Source organism: Pseudomonas sp. N-1-13, assembly GCF_057787095.1.
The window spans coordinates 4180491-4206216 of record NZ_JBYNRI010000001.1 but is presented as its reverse complement, the minus strand read 5'-3'; the positions used below and the strand labels follow the sequence as shown (position 1 = coordinate 4206216).

Here is a 25726-nt window from a genome sequence, read left to right as displayed (position 1 = left end):
CCACAGATAATGGCTATCGAGATCAAAGCCCCCACTTTCCCGGAATCGGTTGCCGATGGCACGATTGCCACCTGGCACAAAAAACCGGGCGACGCGGTCAAGCGCGACGAACTGATCGTCGACATCGAAACCGACAAAGTTGTCCTGGAAGTGTTGGCCGAAGCTGACGGCGTCCTGGGCGCCATCGTCAAGAACGAAGGCGACACCGTTCTGTCGGCCGAAGTGCTGGGCTCCATCGAAGCGGGCGGCGCTGCTGCCGCTGCTCCGGCTGCTGCTGCCGCACCGGCCGCCGCTCAGGCTGCTGCTCCTGCCGCTGGCGGCGAAGACGATCCAGTCGCCGCTCCTGCTGCTCGCAAGCTGGCTGAAGAGAATGGCATCAACATCGCTTCCGTTGCCGGCACCGGCAAGGGTGGTCGTGTGACCAAGGAAGACGTGGTTGCAGCGGTTGCCGCCAAGAAAGCCGCTCCGGCCGCTGCGCCAGCCAAGGCTGCCGCGCCTGCCGCTGCCGCTCCGGTGTTCGCTGCCGGTGATCGCGTTGAAAAACGCGTTCCGATGACCCGCCTGCGCGCCAAGGTTGCCGAGCGTCTGGTTGAAGCCCAGTCGAACATGGCGATGCTGACCACCTTCAACGAAGTCGACATGACCGAAGTCATGGCCCTGCGTTCGAAGTACAAGGACCTGTTCGAGAAGAGCCACAACGGCGTACGCCTGGGCTTCATGTCGTTCTTCGTCAAGGCTGCCACTGAAGCACTCAAGCGCTTCCCGGCCGTCAACGCGTCGATCGACGGTTCCGACATCGTTTACCACGGTTACGCCGACATCGGTGTTGCGGTCTCCAGCGACCGTGGCCTGGTGGTTCCGGTCCTGCGTAACGCCGAACTGATGAGCCTGGCTGAAATCGAAGGCGGCATCGCCACCTTCGGCAAGAAAGCCCGTGACGGCAAGCTGTCCATCGAAGAGATGACCGGCGGTACGTTCACCATCACCAACGGTGGTACATTCGGTTCGATGATGTCGACCCCGATCGTCAACCCGCCACAAGCGGCGATCCTGGGCATGCACAACATCCTGCAACGCCCGATGGCGATCAATGGTCAGGTCGTGATTCGTCCGATGATGTACCTGGCATTGTCCTACGATCACCGTCTGATCGACGGTAAAGAAGCCGTGACTTTCCTGGTAACCATCAAGAACCTGCTTGAAGATCCGGCTCGTCTGCTGCTGGATATCTGATTCGCCGCAAGGGCCGGTCGGTTGACCGGCCTCTTGCTGAAATAACCGGTTTCGTCCCACGACGGTCTCCACAAGTGACCGTCCGGTTTGATTCGAGAAGGAATGACTCATGACTCAGAAATTCGACGTGGTAGTGATTGGTGCGGGCCCTGGCGGCTACGTAGCGGCCATCAAGGCTGCGCAACTGGGCCTCACCACTGCCTGCATCGAGAAATACACCGACAAGGAGGGCAAACTGGCCCTCGGCGGTACTTGCCTGAACGTCGGTTGCATTCCGTCCAAGGCGCTGCTGGACAGCTCCTGGAAGTTCCATGAAGCGCAGGATGGCTTGGCCATCCACGGCATTGGCGGTGTCAACCGCGAAAGCGTCACCATTGACGTACCTGCCATGGTTGGCCGCAAGGCCAACATCGTCAAAGGCCTGACCTCTGGCGTTGCCACCCTGTTCAAGGCCAATGGCGTGACCTCGATCCAGGGCCACGGCAAGCTGCTGATGGGCAAGAAGGTCGAAGTGACCAAGCCAGACGGCTCGGTTGAAGTGATCGAAGCCGAGAACGTCATCCTGGCACCGGGCTCGCGTCCGATCGACATTCCGCCGGCTCCGGTGGACCAGAACGTGATCGTCGATTCGACCGGCGCTCTGGAGTTCCAATCCGTACCAAAACGCCTGGGCGTGATCGGCGCGGGTGTTATCGGTCTGGAGCTGGGTTCGGTCTGGTCGCGCCTGGGCGCGCAAGTAACCGTCCTCGAAGCACTGGACACCTTCCTGATGGCCGCCGACACCGCGGTTTCCAAGGAAGCGCTGAAAACCCTGACCAAGCAAGGCCTGGACATCAAGCTGGGCGCTCGCGTGACCGGCTCCAAGGTCAACGGCGAAGAAGTCGTGGTGAACTACACCGACGCCAACGGCGAACAGACCATCACCTTCGACAAACTGATCGTTGCGGTTGGCCGTCGCCCAGTGACCACTGACCTGCTGTCCGCCGATTGCGGCGTGACCCTCGATGAGCGCGGCTTCATCGCGGTTGACGAGCAATGCGCAACCGACGTTCCGGGTGTCTACGCCATCGGTGACGTGGTACGCGGCATGATGCTGGCGCACAAAGCGTCCGAGGAAGGCATCATGGTGGTCGAGCGCATCAAGGGCCACAAAGCCCAGATCAACTACGACCTGATCCCGTCGGTTATCTACACCCACCCGGAAATCGCATGGGTTGGCAAGACCGAGCAAGCCTTGAAAAACGAAGGTGTTGAAGTTAACGTCGGCACCTTCCCGTTCGCAGCCTCCGGCCGTGCCATGGCAGCCAACGATACCGGTGGTTTCGTGAAAGTCATCGCTGATGCCAAGACGGATCGTGTATTGGGCGTTCACGTGATTGGCCCAAGCGCTGCCGAGCTGGTACAGCAAGGCGCGATCGGCATGGAATTCGGCACCAGCGCTGAAGATCTGGGCATGATGGTCTTCTCCCATCCGACCCTGTCCGAAGCCTTGCACGAAGCGGCCCTGGCCGTAAATGGCGGTGCCATCCACGTGGCCAACCGCAAAAAGCGTTAATAGACAATAAGAAACCACGGCGGTATGGCCCGTCGTGAGCCTTGCGAGCAAGACTCACCGCGGAATATCCGCTGGACGCAGCCTTGCGTAGCGGCACCGGTCAACCGGAACGCTACGCAAGCAGCAGTCACAGGTGGTGCGGCACCATAACGGTGCAGCACCGAATGCGCAGTACCTAACGAAGACGGTAATAAGCATGAATCTTCACGAGTATCAGGGTAAGCAGCTGTTCGCTGAGTACGGCCTGCCAGTATCCACCGGCTACGCGGTAGACACCCCGGAAGCGGCAGCAGAAGCTTGCGACAAAATCGGCGGCAGCGAATGGGTTGTCAAAGCCCAGGTTCACGCCGGTGGTCGCGGTAAAGCGGGCGGCGTCAAGCTGGTTCGCAGCAAAGAAGACGCCAAAGCCTTCGCACAGCAGTGGCTGGGCAAGCGTCTGGTGACCTACCAGACTGACGCCAACGGTCAGCCAGTCACCAAGATCCTGGTTGAATCGTGCACTGATATCGCTAAAGAGCTGTACCTGGGCGCTGTCGTTGACCGTTCGAGCCGCCGTATCGTGTTCATGGCTTCCACCGAAGGTGGCGTGGACATCGAGAAAATCGCTCACGATACCCCTGAGAAAATCCTCAAGGCCACCATCGATCCACTGGTTGGCGCCCAGCCATTCCAGGGTCGTGAGCTGGCATTCCAGCTGGGCCTGGAAGGCAAGCAGGTCACTCAGTTCGCCAAGATCTTCGTAGGCCTGGCCAAGCTGTTCCAGGACCACGACCTGGCGCTGCTGGAAGTGAACCCGCTGGTGATCAAGGCCGACGGCGATCTGCACTGCCTCGATGCCAAGATCAACATCGACGCCAACGCCATGTACCGTCAGCCTAAGCTGAAGACTTTCCACGATCCGTCGCAAGACGATCCGCGCGAAGCGCACGCTGCCAAGTTCGAACTGAACTACGTGGCCCTGGAAGGCAACATCGGCTGCATGGTCAACGGTGCTGGCCTGGCCATGGGTACCATGGACATCGTCAACCTGCATGGCGGCAAGCCAGCCAACTTCCTCGACGTGGGCGGTGGTGCTACCAAGGAACGCGTAACCGAAGCGTTCAAGATCATCCTGTCCGACACTAACGTCGCTGCAGTACTGGTCAACATCTTCGGCGGCATCGTTCGTTGCGACATGATTGCCGAAGGCATCATCGGCGCCGTGAAAGAAGTCGGCGTGAAAATCCCGGTTGTTGTTCGCCTCGAAGGCAACAACGCTGAGCTGGGCGCTAAAGTACTGGCAGAAAGCGGTTTGAACATCATCGCTGCTACCAGCCTGACCGACGCTGCTCAACAAGTCGTTAAAGCTGCGGAGGGCAAATAATGAGCGTCCTGATCAATAAAGACACCAAGGTTATCTGCCAGGGTATTACCGGTTCGCAAGGTAGTTTCCACACCCAGCAAGCTCTGGAATACGGCACCAAGATGGTTGGTGGCGTAACGCCGGGCAAAGGCGGCACCGAACACCTGGGCCTGCCTGTCTTCAACACCGTCAAAGACGCTGTTGCTGCCACTGGCGCCACCGCCAGCGTGATCTACGTTCCAGCTCCTTTCTGCAAGGATTCCATCCTTGAAGCAGCGTTCGGCGGCATCAAGCTGATCGTCTGCATCACCGAAGGCATCCCGACCATCGACATGCTGGAAGCCAAGGTCAAGTGCGACGAGCTGGGTATCACCCTGATCGGTCCTAACTGCCCAGGCGTGATCACTCCAGGCGAATGCAAGATCGGCATCATGCCAGGTCACATTCACTTGCCAGGCAAGGTCGGTATCGTTTCCCGTTCCGGCACCCTGACTTACGAAGCCGTCAAGCAGACCACTGACGCCGGTTTCGGTCAGTCGACTTGCGTCGGCATCGGCGGTGACCCGATCCCGGGCTCCAACTTCATCGACATCCTGAAGCTGTTCCAGGAAGACCCGAAGACCGAAGCGATCGTCATGATCGGTGAGATCGGCGGTTCGGCTGAAGAAGAAGCGGCTGCCTACATCAAGGCTAACGTGACCAAGCCGGTTGTTTCCTACATCGCGGGTGTGACTGCTCCTCCGGGCAAGCGCATGGGCCATGCTGGCGCAATCATCTCTGGCGGCAAAGGCACTGCGGACGAGAAATTCGCCGCTCTGCAAGACGCAGGCGTGAAAACCGTGCGTTCGCTGGCAGACATCGGCAAGGCCCTGGCCGAGCTGACTGGCTGGGAAATGAAGAAGTAAGCTTCGGCTGACTTTTTTGTTCCAGCAACAAAGGCCACCTTCGGGTGGCCTTTGTCGTTTTCGGATGAGGGAATTGCAATCAGCAACCCATTTAGATGCAAAAACGCGACACGGAAATGTCGTGTATCGGATAGTTCGCCCTGTAACAGTGCGTTATTCGCACTAATTCGTTAGGCTAGCCGCCATTTTTGCGACTGTGGCTCACAAGGACGCGGTGCGCTAAACGGGTTGGTCTTATACGGATCGGCAGCATTTCCCTCCACCCTCAAGGGAAGTCCCTCTCTAAATTCCGATTCAGCAGTGTGGTTTCCTTAAAATGAAAGTGTTGAAAGGCCAGGACATCCTGGCGCTTGGTTTCATGACCTTTGCCCTGTTCGTCGGGGCTGGCAACATCATCTTCCCGCCGATTGTCGGTTTGCAGTCCGGGCCCCATGTCTGGATGGCGGCGCTGGGCTTTCTGGTCACGGCGGTCGGGCTACCGGTCATCACCGTCGTTGCGCTGGCCAAGGTCGGTGGGGCGATGGATGCCTTGAGCAGTCCTATCGGCAAGGTGGCCGGTGGCCTGCTGGCGGCTGTGTGCTACCTGGCCGTCGGGCCGCTGTTCGCCACTCCGCGCACCGCCACAGTCTCCTTCGAAGTCGGGCTGGCGCCGTTGACCGGTGAAAGCCCGCTGGCGCTGTTTCTCTACAGTGCGGTGTATTTCCTGCTGGTGTTCTTCATCTCGCTCTATCCCGGTCGCTTGCTGGACACCGTCGGGCGATTCCTTGCTCCGCTGAAAATCATCGCCCTGGCCGTGCTGGGCATTGCCGCGTTTGCCTTGCCCGCCGGCGATATCGGCGTGGCGACACCGCAATACGTGGCCGCGCCATTCTCCCAAGGGTTCATCAACGGTTACCTGACCATGGATACTCTGGGCGCATTGGTGTTTGGCATCGTCATCGTCAATGCGATCCGTTCCCGGGGCGTTGAATCGCCTGCCTTGATCACCCGCTACGCCATCATCGCCGGGCTGATCGCCGGGGTCGGGCTGGCGCTGGTCTATGTCAGTCTGTTCCGCCTGGGATCTGGCAGCCATGAAGTGGCTGCGGGCGCGACAAACGGCGCGGCTGTGCTGCATGCCTATGTGCAACACACGTTCGGCAGCCTGGGCAGCGGTTTCCTGGCGGTGCTGATTTCCCTGGCGTGCCTGGTCACTGCAGTTGGCCTGACGTGCGCCTGTGCCGAGTACTTCAGCCGTGTCTTGCCGCTGTCGTACAAAACATTGGTGGTCATCCTGGCGGCGTTTTCGCTGCTGGTGTCGAACCTCGGACTGACCAAGCTGATCGCTTTCTCGATCCCGGTCCTGACCGCGATTTACCCACCGTGCATTGCCTTGGTGGCCCTGAGCTTCTGCAAGGACTTCTGGCATGAGCAGGGGCGCATTGTCGGCCCGGTCATGCTGGTGTCGTTCCTGTTCGGCCTGATCGATGCGCTTAAAGGCGCCGGACTGGCGGATTGGATGCCGACGCAAATGGCCCACCTGCCATTGAGCGAGCAGGGCCTGGCCTGGCTCGTGCCGTCGGTGATGACCCTGGCGGTTGCGTTGGTGTGTGATCGTCTGCTGGGCAAGCGCAGCGAAGCCTTGGCCTGAGTTGCCGCGGCCTGCCACGAGTGGGCCCACCGGTAAAAAACCAATGCCCCGTATCCATCGATACGGGGCATTAATGAGATGGTCACCCCCACACCCTGCAAGGGCTACGCTTTCGCAGGGTGTTTTGTTTTCGGAGGCCATCATTATGAGCGAGTCAGCGCTGATCGGGATCGATCTCGGTAAACACAGTTTCCACCTGCACGGCCAAGACAAATTGGGCCGAGAGGTGTTTCGCAAGAAGTTCTCGCGTCAACAGATGATGACGCTCTTCGGCAATCTGCCGGCCTGTACCGTGGTGATGGAAGCTTGTGCCGGGGCGTATTTCGTCGCTCGCCAGCTGATGGCCATGGGGCATGAAGCCAAACTGATTTCCCCGCAATTCGTCCGCCCCTTCGTCAAAGGCAACAAAAATGACTTCGTGGATGCCGAAGCCATTTGCGAGGCGGCTTCGCGTCCATCGATGCGCTTCGTTTCGCCTAAAACCGAGGCACAGCAGACGCTTTCCGTTCTGCATCGCCTGCGCGAGTCGCTGGTACGCGATCGCACCAAAACCGCCAATCAAATGCATGGTTTCCTACTGGAGTTCGGCATCAGCCTGCCCAAGGGCCTGGCGATCATGAAGCGGTTGGCGAGTATTTTGGCTGAGCATGAGTTGCCCGTTCGGTTGACAGTGCTGTTACAGCGCTTGCATGAGCATTTCTGTTATCTGGATGAACAGATCAAGGCGCTGGATAAAGAGCTGGCAAGCCAACTGGCCGACGATGATCTCGGCAGCCGCTTGCTGAGCTTGCCGTGTGTCGGGCCGATCACCGCCAGCCTGCTGGCTGTAGAGATGGGGGACGGCAGGCAGTACCGATGCAGCCGTGACTTCGCCGCCTCCGTGGGCTTGGTGCCCAGGCAGTACAGCACCGGCGGCAGGGCTAATTTGCTGGGTATCAGCAAGCGCGGCGACAAGCACCTCAGGCAGTTGCTGGTTCAATGTGCTCGGGTCTATATGCAGAGGCTAGAACACCAGAAAGGGGCTCTGGCCGACTGGGTGCGCTCATTGCTTGGGCGACGACACTCGAACGTGGTGGCCTGCGCCCTGGCTAACAAGCTGGCGCGGATCGCGTGGGCGCTAGCGGCTCACCATACGCAATATGAAGCAGGGTCAGACGCGCTGAACGCCTGACCCTGCGGTTGTTGCAGTACCACGAATCACCCTTCAGGTTTTGCGATAGCTGAACAACGGATGACGTGAACGGCCCACCGGCCTGACGAAGAACCTGACATAAAAATCGGCTTCAGAAGCCGCGGCATTTTTCAGGATCGTCAGGCGCGACTCTCATCGTGGCGCGGGGCATGCCCTGGATCGACGCCGGATAGATTTAAGCAAGCCAACCACTTCACCCATTAATCAGTATTGCAAAAATGGGGGTGACCATAGATTTTTATGGCGCGGGTGCAGTGTCTTTTTCCTTGGACTAACGTCGAAGCATTGTCTTGAAAGGCTTGTGCCGGCCCTGTGGACTGAGCAAGGTCAATCGCAAGCTGCTCCATGTTCTTCGTCAGATAAGGAATTACATGTCATTCATCCAAGCCAATCTGATCCATCTTCTGGCCGCTGTCTGGTTCGTCGTCTGCTGGGGCGGCTACACCCGTTATGCGTCGTTGAAAGCTCGCGATACGGCCTGTCTGGCCAGCGTCATGCACTTGTATCGCGAAGACTGGATGCGCCGCATGTTGCTGCGCGAAAACCGTATCGCCGACGCCAGCGTGATCGGCAACCTGGAGCGCAACGCGTCCTTCTTCGCCTCCAGCACGCTGATCATCCTGGCGGGCATCCTGACGGTGCTTGGGGCGTCCGATCGTGCGGTGTCGTTGTTGGCCGACTTGCCGATGGTGCAGCAGGCGTCCCAAGGCATGTCCGAGGCCAAGTTGCTGTGCCTGGCGCTGGTGTTTGTGTATGCCTTCTTCACCTTCAGTTGGTGCATGCGCCAATACAACTTCGCAGCGGTTCTGGTGGGATCGGCGCCGATGATCGGTGAGCGACATGTAACGGCGCAGGAGCGCAAGGCCTTCGCGCTCAGGGCGGCGCGGGTGATCTCCATGGCGGCCAACCAGTTCAATTTTGGCCTGCGCGCTTATTATTTCGGCATGACCATGTTGGCGTGGTTCGTCAGCCCCTGGTTGTTCATGTTGATGAGTGCAGGCGTGGTGTTGGTGCTGTACCGCCGGGAGTTTCACTCCGACGTGCTGCAGGTCATGGTTTACACCCCCACCGAGGCGCCATTGCCTGATGTAGGCAAAGATCCGGCCTGACAGAACGATCACTACCAAATCGCAGACAAAAGAAAACCCGCGCTAAGCGGGTTTCTTTATATGCCCAAACCGTATTAGTTGGTTGCCGGTGCGGTGGCGGGCGCTGTTGCAGGTGCTTGTTCCTGTGTAGCAGCTTCGTTCGATTCGGCCTGATCTTTGGCGGCTTCGGCGTTTTCTTTCGCTGCGTCGTTCACTTTATCCTGTGCTTCGCTCATTTTTTCCTGAGCTTGCTCAGCGTGTTCGTTGGCATCTTGAGCTTTGTCCTCGGATTTTTTATCGCAGGCAGCGAGACCGAGGGAGGCGGCCAACATCAAGGCAATAGCTAAAGTCTTACGCATGGGGTGTTTCTCCTTATGGAAATAACTACTGGCCTTTTGAACGCCCCCCCTTGGATTAAGTTCCTCTTTTGCTACAGATATATAACTTTGTATGGGAACGGAACTTTACAGGGCATGCTTGTTACCGCGACTGCTCATTAATAAAGGCGTTAAATCCAATGGCGCAAGACCCCGTTTTTGAGCGTGCGACACGCTTTCTGTCCGCACTGCGACATTGTCAGGTGCTGGGCTTGAAGTTGCACAGTGCCAGTCCCGAGGGGCTGACTGTGATCCTGCCTTACAGCCCCCAGATCGTCGGCAACCCCCTTACGGGCATCATCCATGGTGGCGCGTTGACGTCGTTGATGGACACGGCGTGTGGCATGTCGACGTTGTGTGTGTTGCCGCAGTTCGAGGTCTGTCCGACTTTGGACCTGCGCATCGACTACATGCACGCCGCTGAACCGAACAAGGATGTCTATGGCTTTGCCCAATGCTATCGGGTCACTCAGGACGTGATCTTCAGCCGTGGATTTGCCTATCAGGACGACCCCGAACAACCCATCGCCCATGTGGTGGGCACCTTCATGCGCCTGGGCCAGCACGCCAAGGGAATCAAAAGGGGTGGCCCGCTGGCTGCCGTAGACAAACCATGAGCGATATCACTCAGGAACAACTGCGCCAAGCCTGCGAGCGGGGCGACTACGCGCTGCTGCTGGCCTCGATTCCTTATGCGCGGTTGATCGGCGTGGAATGCTCGCGTCAGGGCGAGGAGCTGCTGTTTCGCCTGCCGGCCAACAAGGACAACATTGGTAACCCTTTATTGCCGGCCATCCACGGCGGCGTCATCGCCGGTTTCATGGAGTTGTCGGCCGCGGTGTATCTGTTGATTGCCACCCGTGCGACGGGCGTGCCGAAAATCATCGATTTCTCCCTGGATTACCTGCGCGCCGGGCAGTTTCGCGACACTTTCGCCAGATGTCAGGTCTGGCGGCAGGGGCGCCGGGTAGCCAATGTTGCGATCACCGCCTGGCAGGATCTCGAGGCCGAACCCATTGCCACCGCCCGGGCGCATTTCAAGATTCAGGAGTCTTCAAAAGCGCATAGCCCTTGAAATCATCAGCGTTGCCCCCACCTTGAGGACATCCCGCCGCCAATCTCAGCGAGGCGGACACCACCATCCACTTGGAGTTTGATGACCATGAGCGTGGAAACTCAAAAGGAAACCCTGGGCTTCCAGACCGAGGTGAAGCAACTGCTGCACCTGATGATTCACTCGCTGTATTCGAATAAGGAAATTTTCCTTCGCGAGCTGATTTCGAACGCCTCTGACGCTGTCGACAAATTACGTTTCGAAGCCCTGTCCAAGCCAGAGTTGCTGGAAGGCGGCGCCGAACTGAAAATCCGCGTGAGCTTCGACAAGGACGCCAAGACCGTCACCCTCGAAGACAACGGCATCGGCATGAGCCGCGAAGAGGTGATCACTCACCTGGGCACCATCGCCAAGTCCGGCACCGCCGATTTCATGAAGAACCTCTCCGGCGACCAGAAAAAAGACTCCCACCTCATCGGCCAGTTCGGTGTCGGTTTCTATTCCGCGTTCATCGTCGCTGATCAGGTCGAAGTGTTCAGCCGCCGTGCCGGCCTCGCTGCGAGCGAAGGTGTGCATTGGTCGTCCAAGGGCGAGGGCGAGTTTGAAGTCGCCACCGTCGACAAGGCTGATCGCGGTACCCGCATTGTGCTGCACCTCAAGTCCGGTGAAGACGAGTTCGCCGATGGCTGGCGCCTGCGCAACATCATCAAGAAGTACTCCGACCATATCGCGTTGCCGATCGAGCTGCCGAAGGAAGTCGCCGCTGCCGAAGGCGAAGAAAAGCCCGAAGTGGAATGGGAAACCGTCAACCGCGCCAGTGCCCTGTGGACCCGTCCGCGCACTGAGGTGAAGGACGAGGAATACCAGGAGTTCTACAAGCACGTTGCACATGATTACGAGAACCCGCTGAGCTGGAGCCACAACAAGGTCGAAGGCAAGCTGGAGTACAACTCACTGTTGTACGTGCCGGCCCGTGCGCCGTTCGACCTGTACCAGCGCGAAGCACCACGCGGCTTGAAGCTGTACGTGCAGCGTGTATTCGTGATGGACCAGGCCGAATCGTTCCTGCCGCTGTACCTGCGTTTCATCAAGGGCGTGGTCGATTCCAATGACCTGTCCCTGAACGTTTCGCGGGAAATCCTGCAGAAAGACCCGATCATTGACTCCATGAAGTCGGCGCTGACCAAGCGTGTTCTGGACATGCTGGAAAAACTGGCGAAAAACGAGCCCGAGCAGTACAAGAGCTTCTGGAAGAACTTCGGCCAGGTGATGAAGGAAGGCCCTGCCGAGGACTTCGCGAACAAAGAAAAAATCGCTGGCCTGCTGCGCTTTGCTTCGACCCAGGGTGATGATGGCGAACAGATCGTTGGCCTGGCGGATTACCTGGCCCGCGCCAAGGAAGGTCAGGACAAGATCTACTACCTGACCGGTGAAACTTATGCACAGGTCAAGAACAGTCCGCACCTGGAAGTCTTCCGCAAGAAAGGCATCGAAGTGCTGCTGCTGACCGACCGCATCGACGAATGGCTGATGAGCTACCTCAGCGAGTTCGACGGCAAGAGCTTTGTCGACGTGGCCCGTGGTGATCTGGACCTGGGTAACCTGGACTCGGAAGAAGACAAGAAAGCCGCCGAAGAAGTCGCCAAGAGCAAGGAAGGCCTGGTTGAGCGGATCAAGACTGCCCTGGGCGATGCCGTCAGCGAAGTGCGGGTTTCTCACCGCCTGACGGACTCCCCGGCGATCCTGGCCATCGGTGAACAGGACCTGGGCCTGCAGATGCGGCAGATCCTTGAAGCCAGCGGTCAGAAAGTCCCGGACTCCAAGCCGATCTTCGAATTCAACCCGGCTCACCCGCTGGTGGATAAGCTCGACAACGAGCAGAGCGAAGAGCGTTTCGGCGACCTGTCGCACATCCTGTTCGATCAGGCCGCTCTGGCGGCGGGTGACAGCCTGAAGGACCCGGCGGCCTATGTGCGCCGCCTGAACAAGCTGTTGGTTGAACTGTCAGCTTAATCAAGTGCAGGAAAAACCCGCTTCGGCGGGTTTTTTCATTTCTGGTGTTCCGTTTCAAGAGGAGTCCGTCATGAGTCAGGTTACGGTTAGTTCGCTGGAGTATCAGATCGATGGTCGAACCTATGAGGGCCGCCTGGCTTTCGACGTTAGCCAGCAGGGCTCGCGCCCGGGTTTGCTGATGGCGCCCAATTGGATGGGCGTAGGGGCGGGGGCCGAGGAAATCGCCAGGTCGGTGGCGGCCAACGGCTATGTTGTGTTGATCGCCGATCTTTACGGCCAGGACGTGCGCCCGACCAATGCCGATGAAGCCGGGGCTGCGATGATGCCGCTCAAGAATGATCGTGCCTTGTTGCGCAAGCGCATGCAGGCGGCATTCGAGCAACTGCAAAGTCAGGGTGAGGCGCAGGTCGATGCGTCGAGACTTGCTACGTTCGGTTTCTGCTTCGGCGGCTGCTGCTCCCTGGAGCTAGCACGCACAGGCGCACCGTTGAAGGCCGCTATTTCGTTCCATGGCACCCTGGACACACCCAATCCGGCGGATGCGCAGAACATCAAGGGGGCGGTGCTGGTCATGCATGGCGCCTCGGACCCATTGGTGCCCAAGGAGCAACTGCCGGCTTTCGAAGACGAAATGAACGCCGCCGGGGTGGATTGGCAACTGCTGAGCTACGGTGGTGCGGTGCATTCGTTCACCGATCCACAGGCCAATGTCCCGGGCAAGATGATGTACGACGCCAAGGTTGCCGCACGGGCGTTCCGGTCGATGCATAATTTGCTGGATGAAGTGCTCAGGGGCTGAGATCGGGCCTGGTGCTGAATAGGCTGTCGCCTGCCAGACTGCTATCGCGAGCAGGCTCGCTCCCACATTTGACCGAGGTGTTCGCGCCATTTGCGAATGGCAACGGTCCAGTGTGGGAGCGAGCCTGCTCGCGATGGCGGCCTGTCAGACACCGCTGAATTCAGGGCAATTCGATCCGCTCACTTTCCCCCGGCACGGTCGGCCAGTCCCCGGCCGCCCAACGCCGGCGGGCTTCGTCTATTCGCGCCGGATCGCTGGAGACGAAATTCCAGTTGATCCGACGTGGCCCATCCAGCGGCGCGCCGCCGAACAGCACCGCATGGCAGTCGCTGTCGGCGAACAGTGTCATTTGTTCCCCGGCCGGGAGCACCACCAACGAGTGGGGCTCCAGCGGTTCACCGTCCAGCTGCGCCTCGCCGCTGAGCACATACAGTGCCCGCTCTTCATGCTCGGTGGGAATCAGCAGGGTCGTTGCGGTTTGCAGGTTCAGTTCGGCGTACAGGGTCGGGGACAGCGTCGGCACCGGTGATTCCAGGCAAAAACCCGACCCGGCGATCATCCGGATCTTTACCCCCAGGTTATCGCTGACCGGCAGGGTGTGCGCCGGATGATGGCTGTAGTGTCCAGGCCCCTGTTCGTGGGATTGGGGCGAGGCCAACCAGACTTGCAAGCCGTGCATGACGAAGTCGCTGCCCAGCAGTGATTCGGGCGTGCGCTCGACATGGGCGATGGCGCTGCCCGCGGTCATCCAGCTGACGTCCCCGGCGTCCACCACTTGATCGGAGCCAAGGCTGTCCTTGTGCTGGAGCTGCCCTTCGAACAGATAGGTGAGGGTCGACAACCCGATATGGGGATGCTGACGAATGTTCATGCCTTGACCGGCTTTGTAGGAGGTTTGCAGCATGTGGTCGAAAAAAACGAACGGTCCGACGCTGCGACACTTGGCGGACGGCAGCGGGCGAAGAATCGGCTGGCCTTCCACATCTTCTGCGCGTGGGCGAATGGTCAGGGGCGTGATCATGATGTCTTCCAGGTTGAGCAACGGATGGGCAAAGCATAACCCGCCGTGACAACTGACGGCACATGCGCCGTGAACCCGGACGCGACGGTCGGGGTCTATCCTGTTCATAACTTTCTGGAGTCCGCCCGTGCCCATGACCCGTCTGATCTTCGCCTGGCTGCTGGCCGTTTCGAGCAGTGGCGTCATGGCCCGCGAATATGCCTACAGCGATGCACACCTGCATTACGTCGATTTCTTTCAGGAAACCGCCGGCATGCCCGAGTTACTGAAGGCGATGGCCGACAATCGCATCGAGCATGTGATGATTTCAGGCATACCGGTGGCCAAGAAATGGCATGAGGATGAGCCCAAGCGCCCGCGTTACTACGCCGGTGACGATGCGGACGCTTATTGGTACAGCGCCACCGATGTGATTGTCGCGGCGGCGGTGAGCAAGTTGACCGCTGAACAGCGCCAGCACTTTCATCCTTTTTTGTCCGGTTTCAACCCCAACGACAAAAACTCCGCCATGCACATCCAGCGCATGCTCGATCTGTATCCGGGTTTGTGGCAAGGCATTGGTGAGGTGTTCACCCGCCATGACGACCTGACGGCACTGACGTCGGGGGACACCCCGCGGGCCAACAACGAGGCCATGACGCGGATCTATCACCTGGCGGCGGAGAACGATCTGCCGGTGCTGCTGCACTCCAACATCACCTCCAAGCGTGAGAAAAACGCGCTGTATTTGCCGGAAATTGAAGAGCCGTTGCGCAACCATCCCCACACGCGGTTCATTTGGGCCCATGCCGGCACCAGCATGGAGATCCATCGTCACCAGACGCGGCTGGATTTTCTGTTGCCGACACTGACCCGGATGCTGGAGACCTATCCGAACCTGTACATCGACCTGTCCTGGAGCGTGCTCACGCCTTACCTGCTGGACGAGGCGGGCAAACCCCGCGAGGCGTGGCTCAAGCTGGTGGAGCGCTTCCCGGAGCGTTTTATGTTGGGGTCGGATGTAGTGGGGCGTTTCGACAATGTCGGTAAGGAATTACGCAGCTTCGATCCGTTCCTGGATGCGTTGCCGGAAGAGGTGGCGAAGAACGTAGCTCGGGATAATTTCCTGGCGGTGTTGTGTGGGAGCAAGGCTTGCCCGCGATGAAGGTATTGCAATTTCGCAATTGAGGGCGCCTGCAGCGCGAGCAAGCTTTGCTCCCACAGAAGCTCTCAGTGCACAAGGTGACCATCGCCTTGTCATCAGCCTGTCACCGCCGCGTCATACCCTCGCGCTCATCACAATCAAGGAGCGCACTATGCACCTCACCCGTTCAAGCGCACTGGTCGCGCTGTTGTCGGTCTGCGGCCTGGCCCAGGCGGAAGTCCGTGTCGAAGGCCCGGTGGAGTACGGTATCTTCGAAGGGCCCCAAGCCGAACTGCAATCAGGGGAGCGGGTTCTGCGCCGCAGCAACGAGCAGATCCGGCAGACTGAAAGTGTACCGGCCAAGCTGGGCACCAAGTTCGGTCTGCGCTACCGCTTGGCGGACAAGGTGGCTGACGACCAGCCATTGACCCTGTTGTATTTCACCCCAGGCATTCGCACCCCCGATGGCGTGCTCCACGATAAATTCGAAGTCACCCAGAAACTGGTGCCCGGTGCACCGCAGGATGTGATGGCCTACGAGTTCACCGAAAGCCACGAAGTGGTGCCGGGGGAGTGGCGGTTCATGGTGTTCCAGGGCGATCGATTGCTGGCGCAGCAACGGTTTGTCGTGCGCTGAATCTGTGAGAGCGAGCCTGCTCGCGATAGCAATCTGTCAGCCAACCTAGATGTTGAATGTCAGGGCCTCATCGCGAGCAGGCTCGCTCCCACAAGGGAATTATCCACAGGGAATGTGGTGTACAGAGTAGCCAAAAAAAAACGCCCCGAACCAGTCGGGGCGTTTTTGTGTGTGGCGTTGCGGCGGGGCTTACTTGCCCTGCCAGCGCTTCAATACCAGCGTGGCGTTGGTGCCGCCGAAGCCGAAGCTGTTGCTCATCACGGTGTCGATCTTGGCGTCTTCGCGAGTCTTGGTCAGGATCGGCAGGTCGGCCACTTCCGGGTCCAGTTCGTCGATGTTGGCCGAGCCGGCGATGAAGTTGCCTTCCATCATCAACATGCAGTAGATCGCTTCGTGAACGCCCGCGGCGCCCAGGGAGTGACCCGACAGGCTCTTGGTGGAGCTGATGGCCGGGGCGTTGGCACCGAACACTTCGCGCACGCCTTTCATTTCCGCAACGTCACCGACCGGGGTCGAAGTGCCGTGGGTGTTCAGGTAGTCGATGGGCGTGTCGACGGTGGACATGGCCATCTGCATGCAGCGGATGGCGCCTTCGCCGCTTGGGGCGACCATGTCATAGCCATCGGAAGTGGCGCCGTAGCCGACGATTTCCGCGTAGATTTTCGCGCCACGGGCCAGAGCGTGTTCCAGCTCCTCGACCACCACCATGCCGCCGCCGCCAGCGATGACGAAGCCGTCACGGTCGGCATCGTAGGCGCGGGAAGCTTTTTCCGGGGTGTCGTTGCGCTTGCTGGACAGGGCGCCCATGGCGTCGAACAGGAACGACTGGCTCCAGTGTTCTTCTTCACCACCGCCGGCGAACACGACGTCCTGCTTGCCCATCTGGATTTGCTCCATGGCGTTGCCGATGCAGTGCGCACTGGTGGCGCAGGCAGAGGCGATGGAGTAGTTCAGGCCCTTGATCTTGAACGGCGTGGCCAGGCAGGCGGAAACGGTGCTGCTCATGGTCCGAGTGACGCGGTACGGGCCGACGCGCTTGACGCCTTTTTCGCGCAGGATGTCCAGCGCTTCCATCTGGTTCAAGGTCGAGGCACCACCGGAACCGGCGATCAGGCCGGTGCGCGGGTTGGACACCTGCTCTTCGGTCAGGCCGGAGTCAGCGATGGCGTCCTTCATGGCCAGGTAGGCGTAAGCCGCCGCATGGCCGACGAAACGGTAGATCTTGCGATCGATCAGCTCTTCGAGGGGAAGGTCAATGGAGCCGGAAACCTGGCTACGCAGACCCATTTCGGCATATTCCGGATTGAACCGGATGCCAGGGCGACTTGCACGCAGGTTAGCGGAGACGGTCTCTTTGTCATTGCCCAGGCACGAAACGATGCCCAGACCAGTGATAACGACGCGGCGCATGCGGATAACCCTTAGAAGTTGTCAGTGGAGGTGAAAACGCCGACCCGAAGGCCTTCGGCGGTGTAGATCTCGCGACCATCCACAGCCACTGAACCATCGGCAATGGCCATGTTCAGCTTGCCCTTGAGGACGCGTTTGATATGAATGTTATAGGTAATCTTCTTCGCGCTCGGCAGAACCTGACCGAAGAACTTCACTTCGCCCGAACCCAGGGCGCGACCGCGGCCCGGCAGGCCTTGCCAACCGAGGAAGAAACCGACCAATTGCCACATGGCATCCAGGCCCAGGCAGCCCGGCATCACCGGATCACCTTCGAAGTGGCAGGCGAAAAACCACAGGTCAGGAGTGATGTCCAGCTCGGCGACCAATTCACCTTTGCCGTACTTGCCACCCTCTTCGCTGATATGGGTGATGCGATCCACCATCAGCATGTTCGGGGCGGGCAGTTGCGCGTTACCTGGGCCGAACAGCTCACCGCGACTGCAGCGCAGCAGGTCTTCCCGAGTAAAGGCGTTTTGTTTGGTCATGCGAGCTCCTCAATAGTCCCATGCGGCAGGGTGGGGCAAATCTTCCCGGCCGATCGAAGCGTTCATGCCTCGAATCGACAGCCTACTCATAGACTATTGCGTTGTAGTGAAAGTCACAGCACACGGGAAATGAATGTACACCTGTGCACTGAAATTTTTATTCAAGCCCCAATCGGGACTTGTTCGGGTGGTTAAGACTGCCGCACTTTCGCCTTTCACGCCAGTCGCAGATGGTCGAAACGCCTGCACTAACGCACCCAGCGCTGCAGAATTTGCTGCAGGTCAGCTCTTTTGAACGGTTTGGCCAGGTAATCGTTCATGCCCGCCGCGAGACAGGCTTCGCGATCGCCCTGTAGCGCATTGGCCGTCAGAGCGATGATGGGCACCTCGCCGCAGCCGGGTAACTGGCGGATCTGTCGCGTGGCTTCGTAGCCATCGATGATGGGCAACCGGCAATCCATCAGAATCGCCTCGAAAATCAGACTTTCGGCACTGCGGATGGCTTGGGCGCCGTCGGCGGCGATGCTGACGGTGAAGCCCAGGCTGCGCAGCATGGCTTCGATCACGGTCTGGTTCACCGGATTGTCTTCTACCAGCAGCACGTTGCGGCCCTCGCCATGACCGCTGCCGATGCCGTCGGGGAGCTTTGGCGCCAGGGCTATCGGTGCTTTTTTCGACAGGGCCAGAGGAATCTCCAGGGTAAACACCGACCCCTGGCCTTCTTCGCTCTGGGCGCGCAATGTGCCCCCCATGCGCTCAGCCAGGGTGCGGGCAATCGGCAGCCCCAGGCCGGTGCCACCGTAGCGCCGGGAAATCGAACTGTCGGCTTGCTGGAAGGCATCGAACATGCGCTCCAGGCTTTCGGTCGCGATCCCGATGCCACTGTCGCGCACCGTGCAGGTAAACCACAGGAGTTCGTGATCCAGTGCCTGCCACTGGCATTGCACGGTGACGCGGCCTTGTTCGGTGAATTTCAGGGCATTGCCGATCAGGTTGACCAGGATCTGCCGGATCCGCGTCGGGTCGCCTTGCACCTGCAAGGGCTGCATGTCATCAGGGATCAGCAGGTCCAGGCCCAGCTTGCGTTGCGCGGCGCTGTGCTGGAACGACTGGGCGCAACTGGCGACCAGCTCCGCCAGATTGAACGGGATGTGTTCCAGCTCCAGGGCCGAGCGTTCGATGCGCGAGAAGTCGAGGATGTCGTTGATGACTTTCAGCAGGTGCTCGGTGGATTCGCTGGCCAGCGCCGTGTACTCGAATTGCTCCTCCGTCATTTCGGTGGTTTCCAGCAGTTGCAGCATGCCCAGTACACCGTTCATGGGGGTGCGCAGTTCATGGCTCATCATCGCCAGGAATTCGGACTTGGCGCTGTTGGCCTTCTCCGCTTCTTCCCGGGTTTTGATCAGTTGCGCCATGGCCTGGTGCTGTTCACGGCTGGCTTGCTCGAGACCGTCGGCCAGATTGTTGATATGCCGCGACAAGGCCCCCAGTTCGGCATCGTCGACGATGGGCAGCGGCGTGCCGTAGTCGCCTTGCTGGATCGCCATGACTGCGTTGCCGATGTCGCGGATCGGCCGGGACAGGTTGGACGCCAGGCGACGCGCCACCAGGAAGGTGAACAGCAGGGCGAACAGCGCCAGGATCGCGGCCTTGAGGAGGATTTCCTGCTGCCGCTGGCTGAAGGCGTCACTGGACATGCCGACGATCACCCGGCCCAGGTAATCCTCATCGGGCGCCTCGATGGTCATGCTGTTGCCTTGCAGGAAATCATTGTTCAAGGCAATGCGCTGCAGGCGAACCGGCGCCTGGAAAACTTCGATCTGCTGGGAATGCTTGCGGCCTTGCGCGGGCTGCTCGACATACACCACAACCCGGTCCGTGCTGTCTTGAACCTCCAGAAAACGCACATGAGGCGTGGCCAGGGTGGCGGTGAGCAGATTTTCCAGCACCTCGTTATTGCCCGATATCACCCCATATTCCGTGGCCGGGGCCAGCTGGTTGGCGATCAACTGCCCGGTATGGTTGAGTTCCTGGCGCAGGTCCTGGATTCGCACGAAGGTAAAGAAGCTGATCAACAGCACCGTCAGCAGCAAGGCCGGGCCGAGGGCGATAAGCTGGGTGCGGGTATTGATGTCCCAGCGGCGACGCAAGGTCATGGGCGTTGTTCTCCTTCGGCCAGCTGTGCAGCGACGGATTCGGCGTCAATCGGCTCGATCCCCAGTGAGCGGGCGACCTGCTGGTTGCTCAGGACTTTGAAGCGGGCCGGATACAGGGTGCGGGGCCAGGTGGCGGCGGGGCGGTCCAGCAAATCGTCGAGAATTGCCAGCCAGTCCTCCTGGTCGCTGTAGGTGCTGGCCAGGCTGCCGGCCTTGACGAAAGCGGCGTTGGGCCCGATCAGCGCACGTTGCCGGGCGTAGCTGCTGAGCAACAGATTCTTTACCGTCTTGGGGTTGTACAGATCGGGGTCGTCGAGCCCCAGCAGCACATCGCTGCGGCCCAACAGCTTTTGCAGAGGGCGACTGTCACTGGTGTCGTCCCAGCGTTCACTCACGATCTCCAGCCCCAACGGCGTCGCTGCCTGGCGGATTTCCTTGAGCAGGAACTCGCTGTGCCCATCGAACAGCACGCCGACCCTGCGCATTTGCGGAAGGATCGCGCGGATCAGACGCAATTGCCGCGTCAGCGGCGGATCGCTCCACAACAGGCTCAGGTGATCGGGCGTTGTCTCGCCCAGGCGGTCCCTGGCTTGTTGGCGGCTGATTCGCAGTACCAGGGTGGCGGGCCCGTGGGTTTCCTGCAGGCGCCAGTCGAGGCTGGGCAGGTCAAGCAAAATCAGGCGGACATTGCGGGGCAGTTTGCCGGGCGCCGGCAGGCTGGCCAGCGGAGTAAACCTGACGTTGTCCTCGGGGCGCAGGGCCTTCAGGGCCTGGGTGAATGACTGAGCGCCAGGGCTGTTATGGGCACCGGTCAATAGAATGTCGGCGGCGCGGGCCTCGATCGTTGCCAGCCAGCCTGCAAACACCAGGCACAGCGCCAGCGGCAGGCGGCCACGAAAGGGCGTCTTGCGCGATTGACCCCGGAACATCTAGAACGACAACTCCGCAGTGAAATACAGGACGTGACGGGAGTCGTAGTGGTTGTCGATAAACGTAGTGGGCTGGTTGTCGAGACGCTGCTGCAGGATGCCCGCCAGTTCCAGGTTGGCCTTGCCCAAAGAAATGCGTTTGGCCAGGCGGGTGTCGACTCGTTCAAAGCGATAGCCGTTAAGGTCGTCCGCGCCATAATAGAACACCGCACTGTTCCAGCCTCGGCCCCAGTCCCGCAGCCAGCCGGCCGAACCGCTATTGCGGGCGGTCGGCTGTTCGTCGAGGGCATTGCTGGCCAGCGCATCGACGTAGGCATAGGTCAGGCGCAGGCGGTCGGCGCTGGTGATGCGCCAGTCGAACTGGGTTTCGGCCCCGGAAAACTGTGATTCATTGGCGTTGCTGGCAATGTACTGATTGTTGCGCAGGGGTTCGCTGATCATGCCGGTGATTTCGTCATGGAACAGCTTCACATCGACGCTCAGCCCCAGGTTCATGAAATAACCGTTGTAGCCCAGTTCCCGGGAGCGCATGTGCTCCTGGTCCAGGTTTCCCGGCCCTCGGGTCTGGACAAAATAACGGGCACTGCTCTGGCCGAAGGCGGTGGGCTTGAGGTTGGTGACCTGATAACTCCAATTGACATTGTTCTCGAACATGTCCGGCGAGCGCACCGCCTCGGAGTACACCGCCCGCAGGCCATGGCGTGGTGTGATCAGGTAGTTGACCGCCACCCGCGGCGTCAGCGAGCTGCCGGTCAGGTGGGTGTCTTCGAACATCGCACCGCCCTGTACCAGCCAATGTTCGCTGGCCCGCCACTCCAGTTGGCCGAACAGGCGCCAAGTGGTGTCGTCCAGCGTGCCGTTGAAGTACGTCTCGGAGTCGGCCCGGTCGTAGCGATAGTTTGCCCCGGTGACCAGTCGCAGGCTGTCGGACAGGCTCAGGGTGTCCTGGATTTCCAGGTCGTAGCGCGACTCACGGGCGCTCTGGTCGATATCGCCGCACAAGGTTTGCGAGGCGCCGTTGCGCCATTGATCGAGCACCTGATTGGCCAGCGCCTGTTCTTGCGGGGTGCCGGGCGGCGCACCGGTGCCGGTGAAGCTGGGAATATTGCGCGCCAGCTTCTCGGCGTAGTTAGGGTTGAGCAACCACAGATCGGTCAACTGCGGGCTGAAGGAGACCTCGGCATCGCAGGCGCGCCAGGTCTGCTGGCGATCCCAATGCTGGAGCGAGCCTTGTACATAAAGGCTGTGGTTGGGGTTCAGGTCCAGGTTCCAGCGCAGCGAACCGGCGTAGTCCTTGGCGACGACATCGGAGTTATCCCCGGCGGCCGTAATCCCGACGAACACTGGACGGTAGGTATAAGGCCGCTGATTGGTCCCGTCCTTGGCGTTCAGTTGCCAGTCGATGCTCTGCTGTTCGTTCAGGGTCTGGCTGACGGACAGGTTGAAACGGTTCAAGCGTCGACTGTCGCGGTAATCGGCGCCGGTGCGGTTGCTGTCAAAACCGTCGTCTTCCTGGCCGGACAGTGACAGCCGCAGGTCACCGCTCTCCCAACCGCTGCCCTGGCTGGCGTACCAGTCGCTGATGCCACGCTGGCCTCGGGTGATTTTCAGGCGGGTGCCGTGGCTGTCGGCCGGAGCGCGGGTGATGATATTGACCACCGCCATCAGTGCATTGGCGCCGTAGCTGACGGTGTTGGGGCCGCGGAAAACTTCGATCCGCTCGATGTCTTCCATGGCCACTGGAATATCGCTCCAGTCCACCGTGGCCAGGCCGGCGCGATACACCGAGCGGCCATCGATCAGCACCTGCATGCGCCGCGCTTCGGTGGCGTTGGTGCCGTGGTAGTTCACGGCGGCCTGGTTCCCGCTGATATTGCCGACCATCATGCCCGGCACCAGGCGCAGCAGTTCGCTGATGTCCCGGGCGCCACTGGCCTTGATCAATTCGCTGTCCAGCACGGTCATGCTGCCGGGGACCGCCGCCGGCGATTGTTTCAGGCGCGTGGCCGTCAACACTTGGGGCAGGGGCTGACTGTCGACGAACAAGTCGTCGGCCAGCACTGGCGGGCTGATGAACAGCGCCAATACGAGCGACGAACCTGAACGGGAAGGGCCAACGAACACGGCACAGCCTTTGATTAGGGAAAGGATGGCCGGCATGTTAACCGAGGTGAGTGACTTTTCCATTCACGTTGACAGCATTTTCCTAGGAATTGATGGTCAGCTTCCTACAACTGCCGGTAATTGTAGTCGGGGCTGGTCGCGGTGTGGCCGCTCCGTATAATGCCCGGCATTGCCACTTGGTATGGATGAACGGATTGCATATGACTGAACAGCGCCCGATTGCGGTCCTGGGGGGCGGGAGTTTCGGTACCGCCGTGGCCAATCTGCTGGCCGAGAACGGTCACCCGGTGCGCCAATGGATGCGTGACCCGGAGCAGGCCGAGGCCATCCGGGTCAATCGCGAGAACCCGCGTTACCTCAAGGGCATCAAGATCCGCCCTGAAGTTGAACCGGTGACTGATTTGCAGGCCACCTTGCAGGACTGCGACCTGTTTTTCGTCGCCTTGCCGTCCAGCGCCCTGCGCTCGGTCCTGGCGCCCCATGCCGAACGCTTGAGCGGCAAATTGCTGGTGAGCCTGACCAAAGGGATCGAAGCCCAGACCTTCAAGCTGATGAGCGAGATTCTCGAAGAAATCGCCCCAAAGGCTCGAATCGGTGTGATTTCCGGGCCGAACCTGGCGCGCGAGATCGCCGAGCATGCGCTGACCGCCACCGTGGTCGCCAGTGAAGACGAAGAACTGTGCCAGCGGGTCCAGGCCGCGCTGCATGGGCGAACCTTCCGGGTCTACGCCAGTGCCGACCGTTTCGGTGTGGAACTGGGCGGGGCGCTGAAGAACGTCTATGCCATCATCGCCGGCATGGCGGTGGCGCTGGGCATGGGGGAGAACACCAAAAGCATGCTGATCACCCGGGCGCTGGCGGAAATGACCCGTTTTGCCGTCAGCCAAGGTGCCAATCCGATGACCTTCCTGGGGTTGGCCGGGGTCGGCGATTTGATCGTCACCTGTTCCTCGCCTAAAAGCCGCAACTACCAGGTCGGTTTCGCCCTCGGTCAGGGGTTGAGCCTGGACGAGGCTGTGTCGCGCCTGGGTGAAGTGGCCGAAGGAGTGAATACGCTCAAGGTGCTCAAGGCCAAGTCTCAGGAGTCCGGGGTCTACATGCCACTGGTCGCGGGGCTGCATGCGATTCTGTTCGAAGGGCGCACGCTGGAGCAGGTCATCGAACTGTTGATGCGTGGCGAGCCCAAGACCGACGTCGATTTCATTTCCACCAGTGGCTTCAACTGAGCCTCTATTGATCAGAAGCGGGAGCAAACCATGAGCGATCCAAAAGAGCAGGCCCGATACGAGTCCATCCTGCTGCGTGTGTTGTGGATGGTGATTTACCTGCTGGTCTGGCAGGTGGCGCAGTTCATCCTGGGCGCGGTGGTATTGGTGCAACTGATCTACCGGCTGATCTATGGCGCGCCCAGTGCCAGCCTGATGAACTTTGGTGACAGCCTGAGCCAGTTCCTGGCGCAGATCGGCCGTTTCGGCACCTTCCACAGCGACCAGAAACCCTGGCCATTCGCTGACTGGCCCACCCCGCGCACGCCGGAAGGTGAAGCGCCTCACGTGGTGGCGCCGGCTCCGCATCCGGTCCGGGACGAGGAGCCCAAGCTATGAAATTGTGGGTATTGCGTCATGGGGAAGCCGAGCCATACGGTGCCCGTCCCGACCCTGAGCGGGCGCTGACCGCTCACGGTCGCGAAGAAGCACTGCGCAGTGCCGCCGCGCTGATCGGCCAGCCGCTGAGCGCCATTTATGCCAGCCCGTACCTGCGCGCCCAACAGACCGCCCAACTGGTGCGCGAAGCCTTGGGCTTCGCGCCTGAGTTGATCACTGTTGATTGGCTCACGCCGGAAACCCGCCCGCAAAAAGTCCTGGAACAGCTGGTTGATCAGGGCGACGTGCTGCTGGTCAGCCATAACCCGCTGGTGGGCAGCCTGCTGGGCTTTCTGCAACACGGTCACCTGCAACAACCCGAACAGGTTAAAACGGCTGGCCTGGCCGAGCTGGAGGGTGACCTGCCGCTGGCCGGGGCGATGCAGCTCAAGGGCATTCAGCATCCCTGAGAGGTCTCTGGTCGCAGGGTTGAGCACAACAAAAAACATAAAGGAAGGACAACGATGAGTCTGTGGCGCACCACCCCCAACATCGAGCAACTGAACGCCGCCGGTAAAAACACCATCAGCGAAGTGCTGGACATTCGTTTCGAATCTTTCGACGACGAGTCCCTGACCGCCAGCATGGTGGTCGATCACCGCACCCACCAGCCATTCGGCCTGTTGCATGGCGGTGCATCGGTGGTGCTGGCTGAAACGGTCGGGTCCATGGCGGCCTATCTGTGCGTGGACACCAGCAAGTTCTATTGCGTGGGCCTGGAGATCAATGCCAACCACTTGCGCGCTGTGCGCAGCGGTCGGGTGACGGCCACGGCCCGGATGGTCCATCTGGGCCGCACCACCCAGGTCTGGGATATCCGCCTGACCAACGACGAAGGCAAAGTCAACTGCGTGTCGCGCCTGACCATGGCCGTGGTGCCGCTGGGTGAACAGCCGCCAGCGCGTTGACGCTCTAGCTGGACGCAATCCTGCGGTGAGGGATCTTCTGTGGGAGTAAGGCTTGCCCAC

The 25726-nt window shown here is 60.1% G+C and carries 24 protein-coding genes; 17 read left to right on the top strand and 7 right to left on the bottom strand.

Going from position 1 to position 25726, the window contains the following annotated elements:
- The first annotated feature begins 9 nt into the window (after nucleotides 1–9).
- The 7 genes from odhB to AC3I65_RS18845 all read left to right on the top strand — a co-directional run bounded on the left by odhB (nucleotide 10) and on the right by AC3I65_RS18845 (nucleotide 8966).
- Entirely contained in the window at nucleotides 10–1233 is a 1224-nt protein-coding gene (gene odhB, locus AC3I65_RS18875) for a 2-oxoglutarate dehydrogenase complex dihydrolipoyllysine-residue succinyltransferase (protein ID WP_047230487.1), read from the top strand.
- Between the two features lie 109 nt (nucleotides 1234–1342).
- Nucleotides 1343–2788, top strand: a complete 1446-nt coding sequence (gene lpdA / locus AC3I65_RS18870; RefSeq protein WP_488524068.1) for a dihydrolipoyl dehydrogenase — start codon at nucleotides 1343–1345, stop codon at nucleotides 2786–2788.
- Nucleotides 2789–2984: 196 nt separating this feature from the next.
- On the top strand, nucleotides 2985–4151 hold the full coding sequence (sucC, locus tag AC3I65_RS18865; protein ID WP_003179235.1) for an ADP-forming succinate--CoA ligase subunit beta: 1167 nt from the start codon (nucleotides 2985–2987) through the stop codon (nucleotides 4149–4151).
- Entirely contained in the window at nucleotides 4151–5035 is an 885-nt protein-coding gene (sucD, locus tag AC3I65_RS18860; RefSeq protein ID WP_014339581.1) for a succinate--CoA ligase subunit alpha, read from the top strand. The genes sucC and sucD overlap by 1 nt, the downstream gene beginning before the upstream one ends.
- Nucleotides 5036–5351: 316 nt before the next feature.
- Nucleotides 5352–6665, top strand: coding sequence for a branched-chain amino acid transport system II carrier protein (gene brnQ, locus AC3I65_RS18855; RefSeq protein WP_047230485.1), 1314 nt, complete (start codon nucleotides 5352–5354; stop codon nucleotides 6663–6665).
- A 145-nt stretch (nucleotides 6666–6810) separates the two neighbouring features.
- Entirely contained in the window at nucleotides 6811–7836 is a 1026-nt protein-coding gene (locus AC3I65_RS18850) for an IS110 family RNA-guided transposase (protein WP_488524324.1), read from the top strand.
- 392 nt (nucleotides 7837–8228) lie between these two features.
- Nucleotides 8229–8966, top strand: coding sequence for a DUF599 domain-containing protein (locus tag AC3I65_RS18845; protein WP_047230329.1), 738 nt, complete (start codon nucleotides 8229–8231; stop codon nucleotides 8964–8966).
- A gap of 74 nt (nucleotides 8967–9040) precedes the next feature.
- Here AC3I65_RS18845 and AC3I65_RS18840 read toward each other — a convergent pair whose 3' ends face one another.
- The gene (locus tag AC3I65_RS18840) at nucleotides 9041–9304 is read right to left on the bottom strand and encodes a hypothetical protein (protein ID WP_047230330.1); all 264 of its coding nucleotides are present in this window, start codon (nucleotides 9302–9304) and stop codon (nucleotides 9041–9043) included.
- A gap of 158 nt (nucleotides 9305–9462) precedes the next feature.
- On the opposite strand from AC3I65_RS18840, the gene AC3I65_RS18835 reads away from it, so the two are divergent.
- The 4 genes from AC3I65_RS18835 (at nucleotide 9463) to AC3I65_RS18820 (ending at nucleotide 13188) form a co-directional block, all read left to right on the top strand.
- Nucleotides 9463–9939, top strand: a complete 477-nt coding sequence (locus AC3I65_RS18835) for a PaaI family thioesterase (RefSeq protein WP_047230331.1) — start codon at nucleotides 9463–9465, stop codon at nucleotides 9937–9939.
- Nucleotides 9936–10397, top strand: a complete 462-nt coding sequence (locus AC3I65_RS18830; RefSeq protein ID WP_107322000.1) for a PaaI family thioesterase — start codon at nucleotides 9936–9938, stop codon at nucleotides 10395–10397. The genes AC3I65_RS18835 and AC3I65_RS18830 overlap by 4 nt, the downstream gene beginning before the upstream one ends.
- A gap of 87 nt (nucleotides 10398–10484) precedes the next feature.
- On the top strand, nucleotides 10485–12389 hold the full coding sequence (htpG, locus tag AC3I65_RS18825; protein WP_047230356.1) for a molecular chaperone HtpG: 1905 nt from the start codon (nucleotides 10485–10487) through the stop codon (nucleotides 12387–12389).
- Between the two features lie 70 nt (nucleotides 12390–12459).
- Nucleotides 12460–13188: a dienelactone hydrolase family protein gene (locus tag AC3I65_RS18820; protein WP_047230333.1), complete on the top strand. Its 729-nt coding sequence runs from the start codon at nucleotides 12460–12462 to the stop codon at nucleotides 13186–13188.
- 160 nt (nucleotides 13189–13348) lie between these two features.
- On the opposite strand, the gene AC3I65_RS18815 is transcribed toward AC3I65_RS18820, so the two are convergent.
- Nucleotides 13349–14209 (bottom strand): pirin family protein, encoded by an 861-nt coding sequence (locus AC3I65_RS18815; protein ID WP_047230334.1) that lies wholly within the window; start codon nucleotides 14207–14209, stop codon nucleotides 13349–13351.
- 133 nt (nucleotides 14210–14342) lie between these two features.
- On the opposite strand from AC3I65_RS18815, the gene AC3I65_RS18810 reads away from it, so the two are divergent.
- The gene (locus AC3I65_RS18810; protein ID WP_177513937.1) at nucleotides 14343–15353 is read left to right on the top strand and encodes an amidohydrolase family protein; all 1011 of its coding nucleotides are present in this window, start codon (nucleotides 14343–14345) and stop codon (nucleotides 15351–15353) included.
- A 151-nt stretch (nucleotides 15354–15504) separates the two neighbouring features.
- A complete protein-coding gene (locus AC3I65_RS18805; RefSeq protein WP_488524067.1) occupies nucleotides 15505–15969 on the top strand; it encodes a DUF3859 domain-containing protein in 465 nt (154 codons plus the stop codon).
- Between the two features lie 189 nt (nucleotides 15970–16158).
- Here the strand turns inward: AC3I65_RS18805 and fabB are convergent, their stop codons facing one another.
- From fabB to AC3I65_RS18780, 5 genes are all read right to left on the bottom strand, one after another.
- A complete protein-coding gene (gene fabB, locus AC3I65_RS18800) occupies nucleotides 16159–17379 on the bottom strand; it encodes a beta-ketoacyl-ACP synthase I (RefSeq protein WP_047230337.1) in 1221 nt (406 codons plus the stop codon).
- Nucleotides 17380–17390: 11 nt separating this feature from the next.
- Nucleotides 17391–17906 carry a 3-hydroxyacyl-[acyl-carrier-protein] dehydratase FabA gene (gene fabA, locus AC3I65_RS18795; protein ID WP_047230338.1) on the bottom strand — a complete coding sequence of 172 codons (516 nt, stop codon included), beginning with the start codon at nucleotides 17904–17906 and terminating at the stop codon, nucleotides 17391–17393.
- A 248-nt stretch (nucleotides 17907–18154) separates the two neighbouring features.
- Nucleotides 18155–20062, bottom strand: coding sequence for an ATP-binding protein (locus AC3I65_RS18790; protein WP_076383815.1), 1908 nt, complete (start codon nucleotides 20060–20062; stop codon nucleotides 18155–18157).
- Nucleotides 20059–20991: an ABC transporter substrate-binding protein gene (locus tag AC3I65_RS18785; protein WP_448694179.1), complete on the bottom strand. Its 933-nt coding sequence runs from the start codon at nucleotides 20989–20991 to the stop codon at nucleotides 20059–20061. Before AC3I65_RS18785 ends, AC3I65_RS18790 begins: the two co-directional genes overlap by 4 nt.
- Nucleotides 20992–23151 carry a TonB-dependent receptor plug domain-containing protein gene (locus AC3I65_RS18780; protein WP_488524323.1) on the bottom strand — a complete coding sequence of 720 codons (2160 nt, stop codon included), beginning with the start codon at nucleotides 23149–23151 and terminating at the stop codon, nucleotides 20992–20994.
- Between the two features lie 164 nt (nucleotides 23152–23315).
- On the opposite strand from AC3I65_RS18780, the gene AC3I65_RS18775 reads away from it, so the two are divergent.
- The 4 genes from AC3I65_RS18775 to AC3I65_RS18760 are packed head-to-tail and all read left to right on the top strand — an operon-like array spanning nucleotide 23316 to nucleotide 25666.
- A complete protein-coding gene (locus AC3I65_RS18775; RefSeq protein WP_047230341.1) occupies nucleotides 23316–24341 on the top strand; it encodes an NAD(P)H-dependent glycerol-3-phosphate dehydrogenase in 1026 nt (341 codons plus the stop codon).
- A 30-nt stretch (nucleotides 24342–24371) separates the two neighbouring features.
- Nucleotides 24372–24719, top strand: a complete 348-nt coding sequence (locus AC3I65_RS18770) for a DUF4389 domain-containing protein (protein ID WP_047230342.1) — start codon at nucleotides 24372–24374, stop codon at nucleotides 24717–24719.
- Nucleotides 24716–25168: a phosphohistidine phosphatase SixA gene (gene sixA, locus AC3I65_RS18765; RefSeq protein WP_047230343.1), complete on the top strand. Its 453-nt coding sequence runs from the start codon at nucleotides 24716–24718 to the stop codon at nucleotides 25166–25168. The genes AC3I65_RS18770 and sixA overlap by 4 nt, the downstream gene beginning before the upstream one ends.
- A 54-nt stretch (nucleotides 25169–25222) precedes the next feature.
- Nucleotides 25223–25666 (top strand): hotdog fold thioesterase, encoded by a 444-nt coding sequence (locus tag AC3I65_RS18760; RefSeq protein WP_047230344.1) that lies wholly within the window; start codon nucleotides 25223–25225, stop codon nucleotides 25664–25666.
- Nucleotides 25667–25726: the final 60 nt, after the last annotated feature.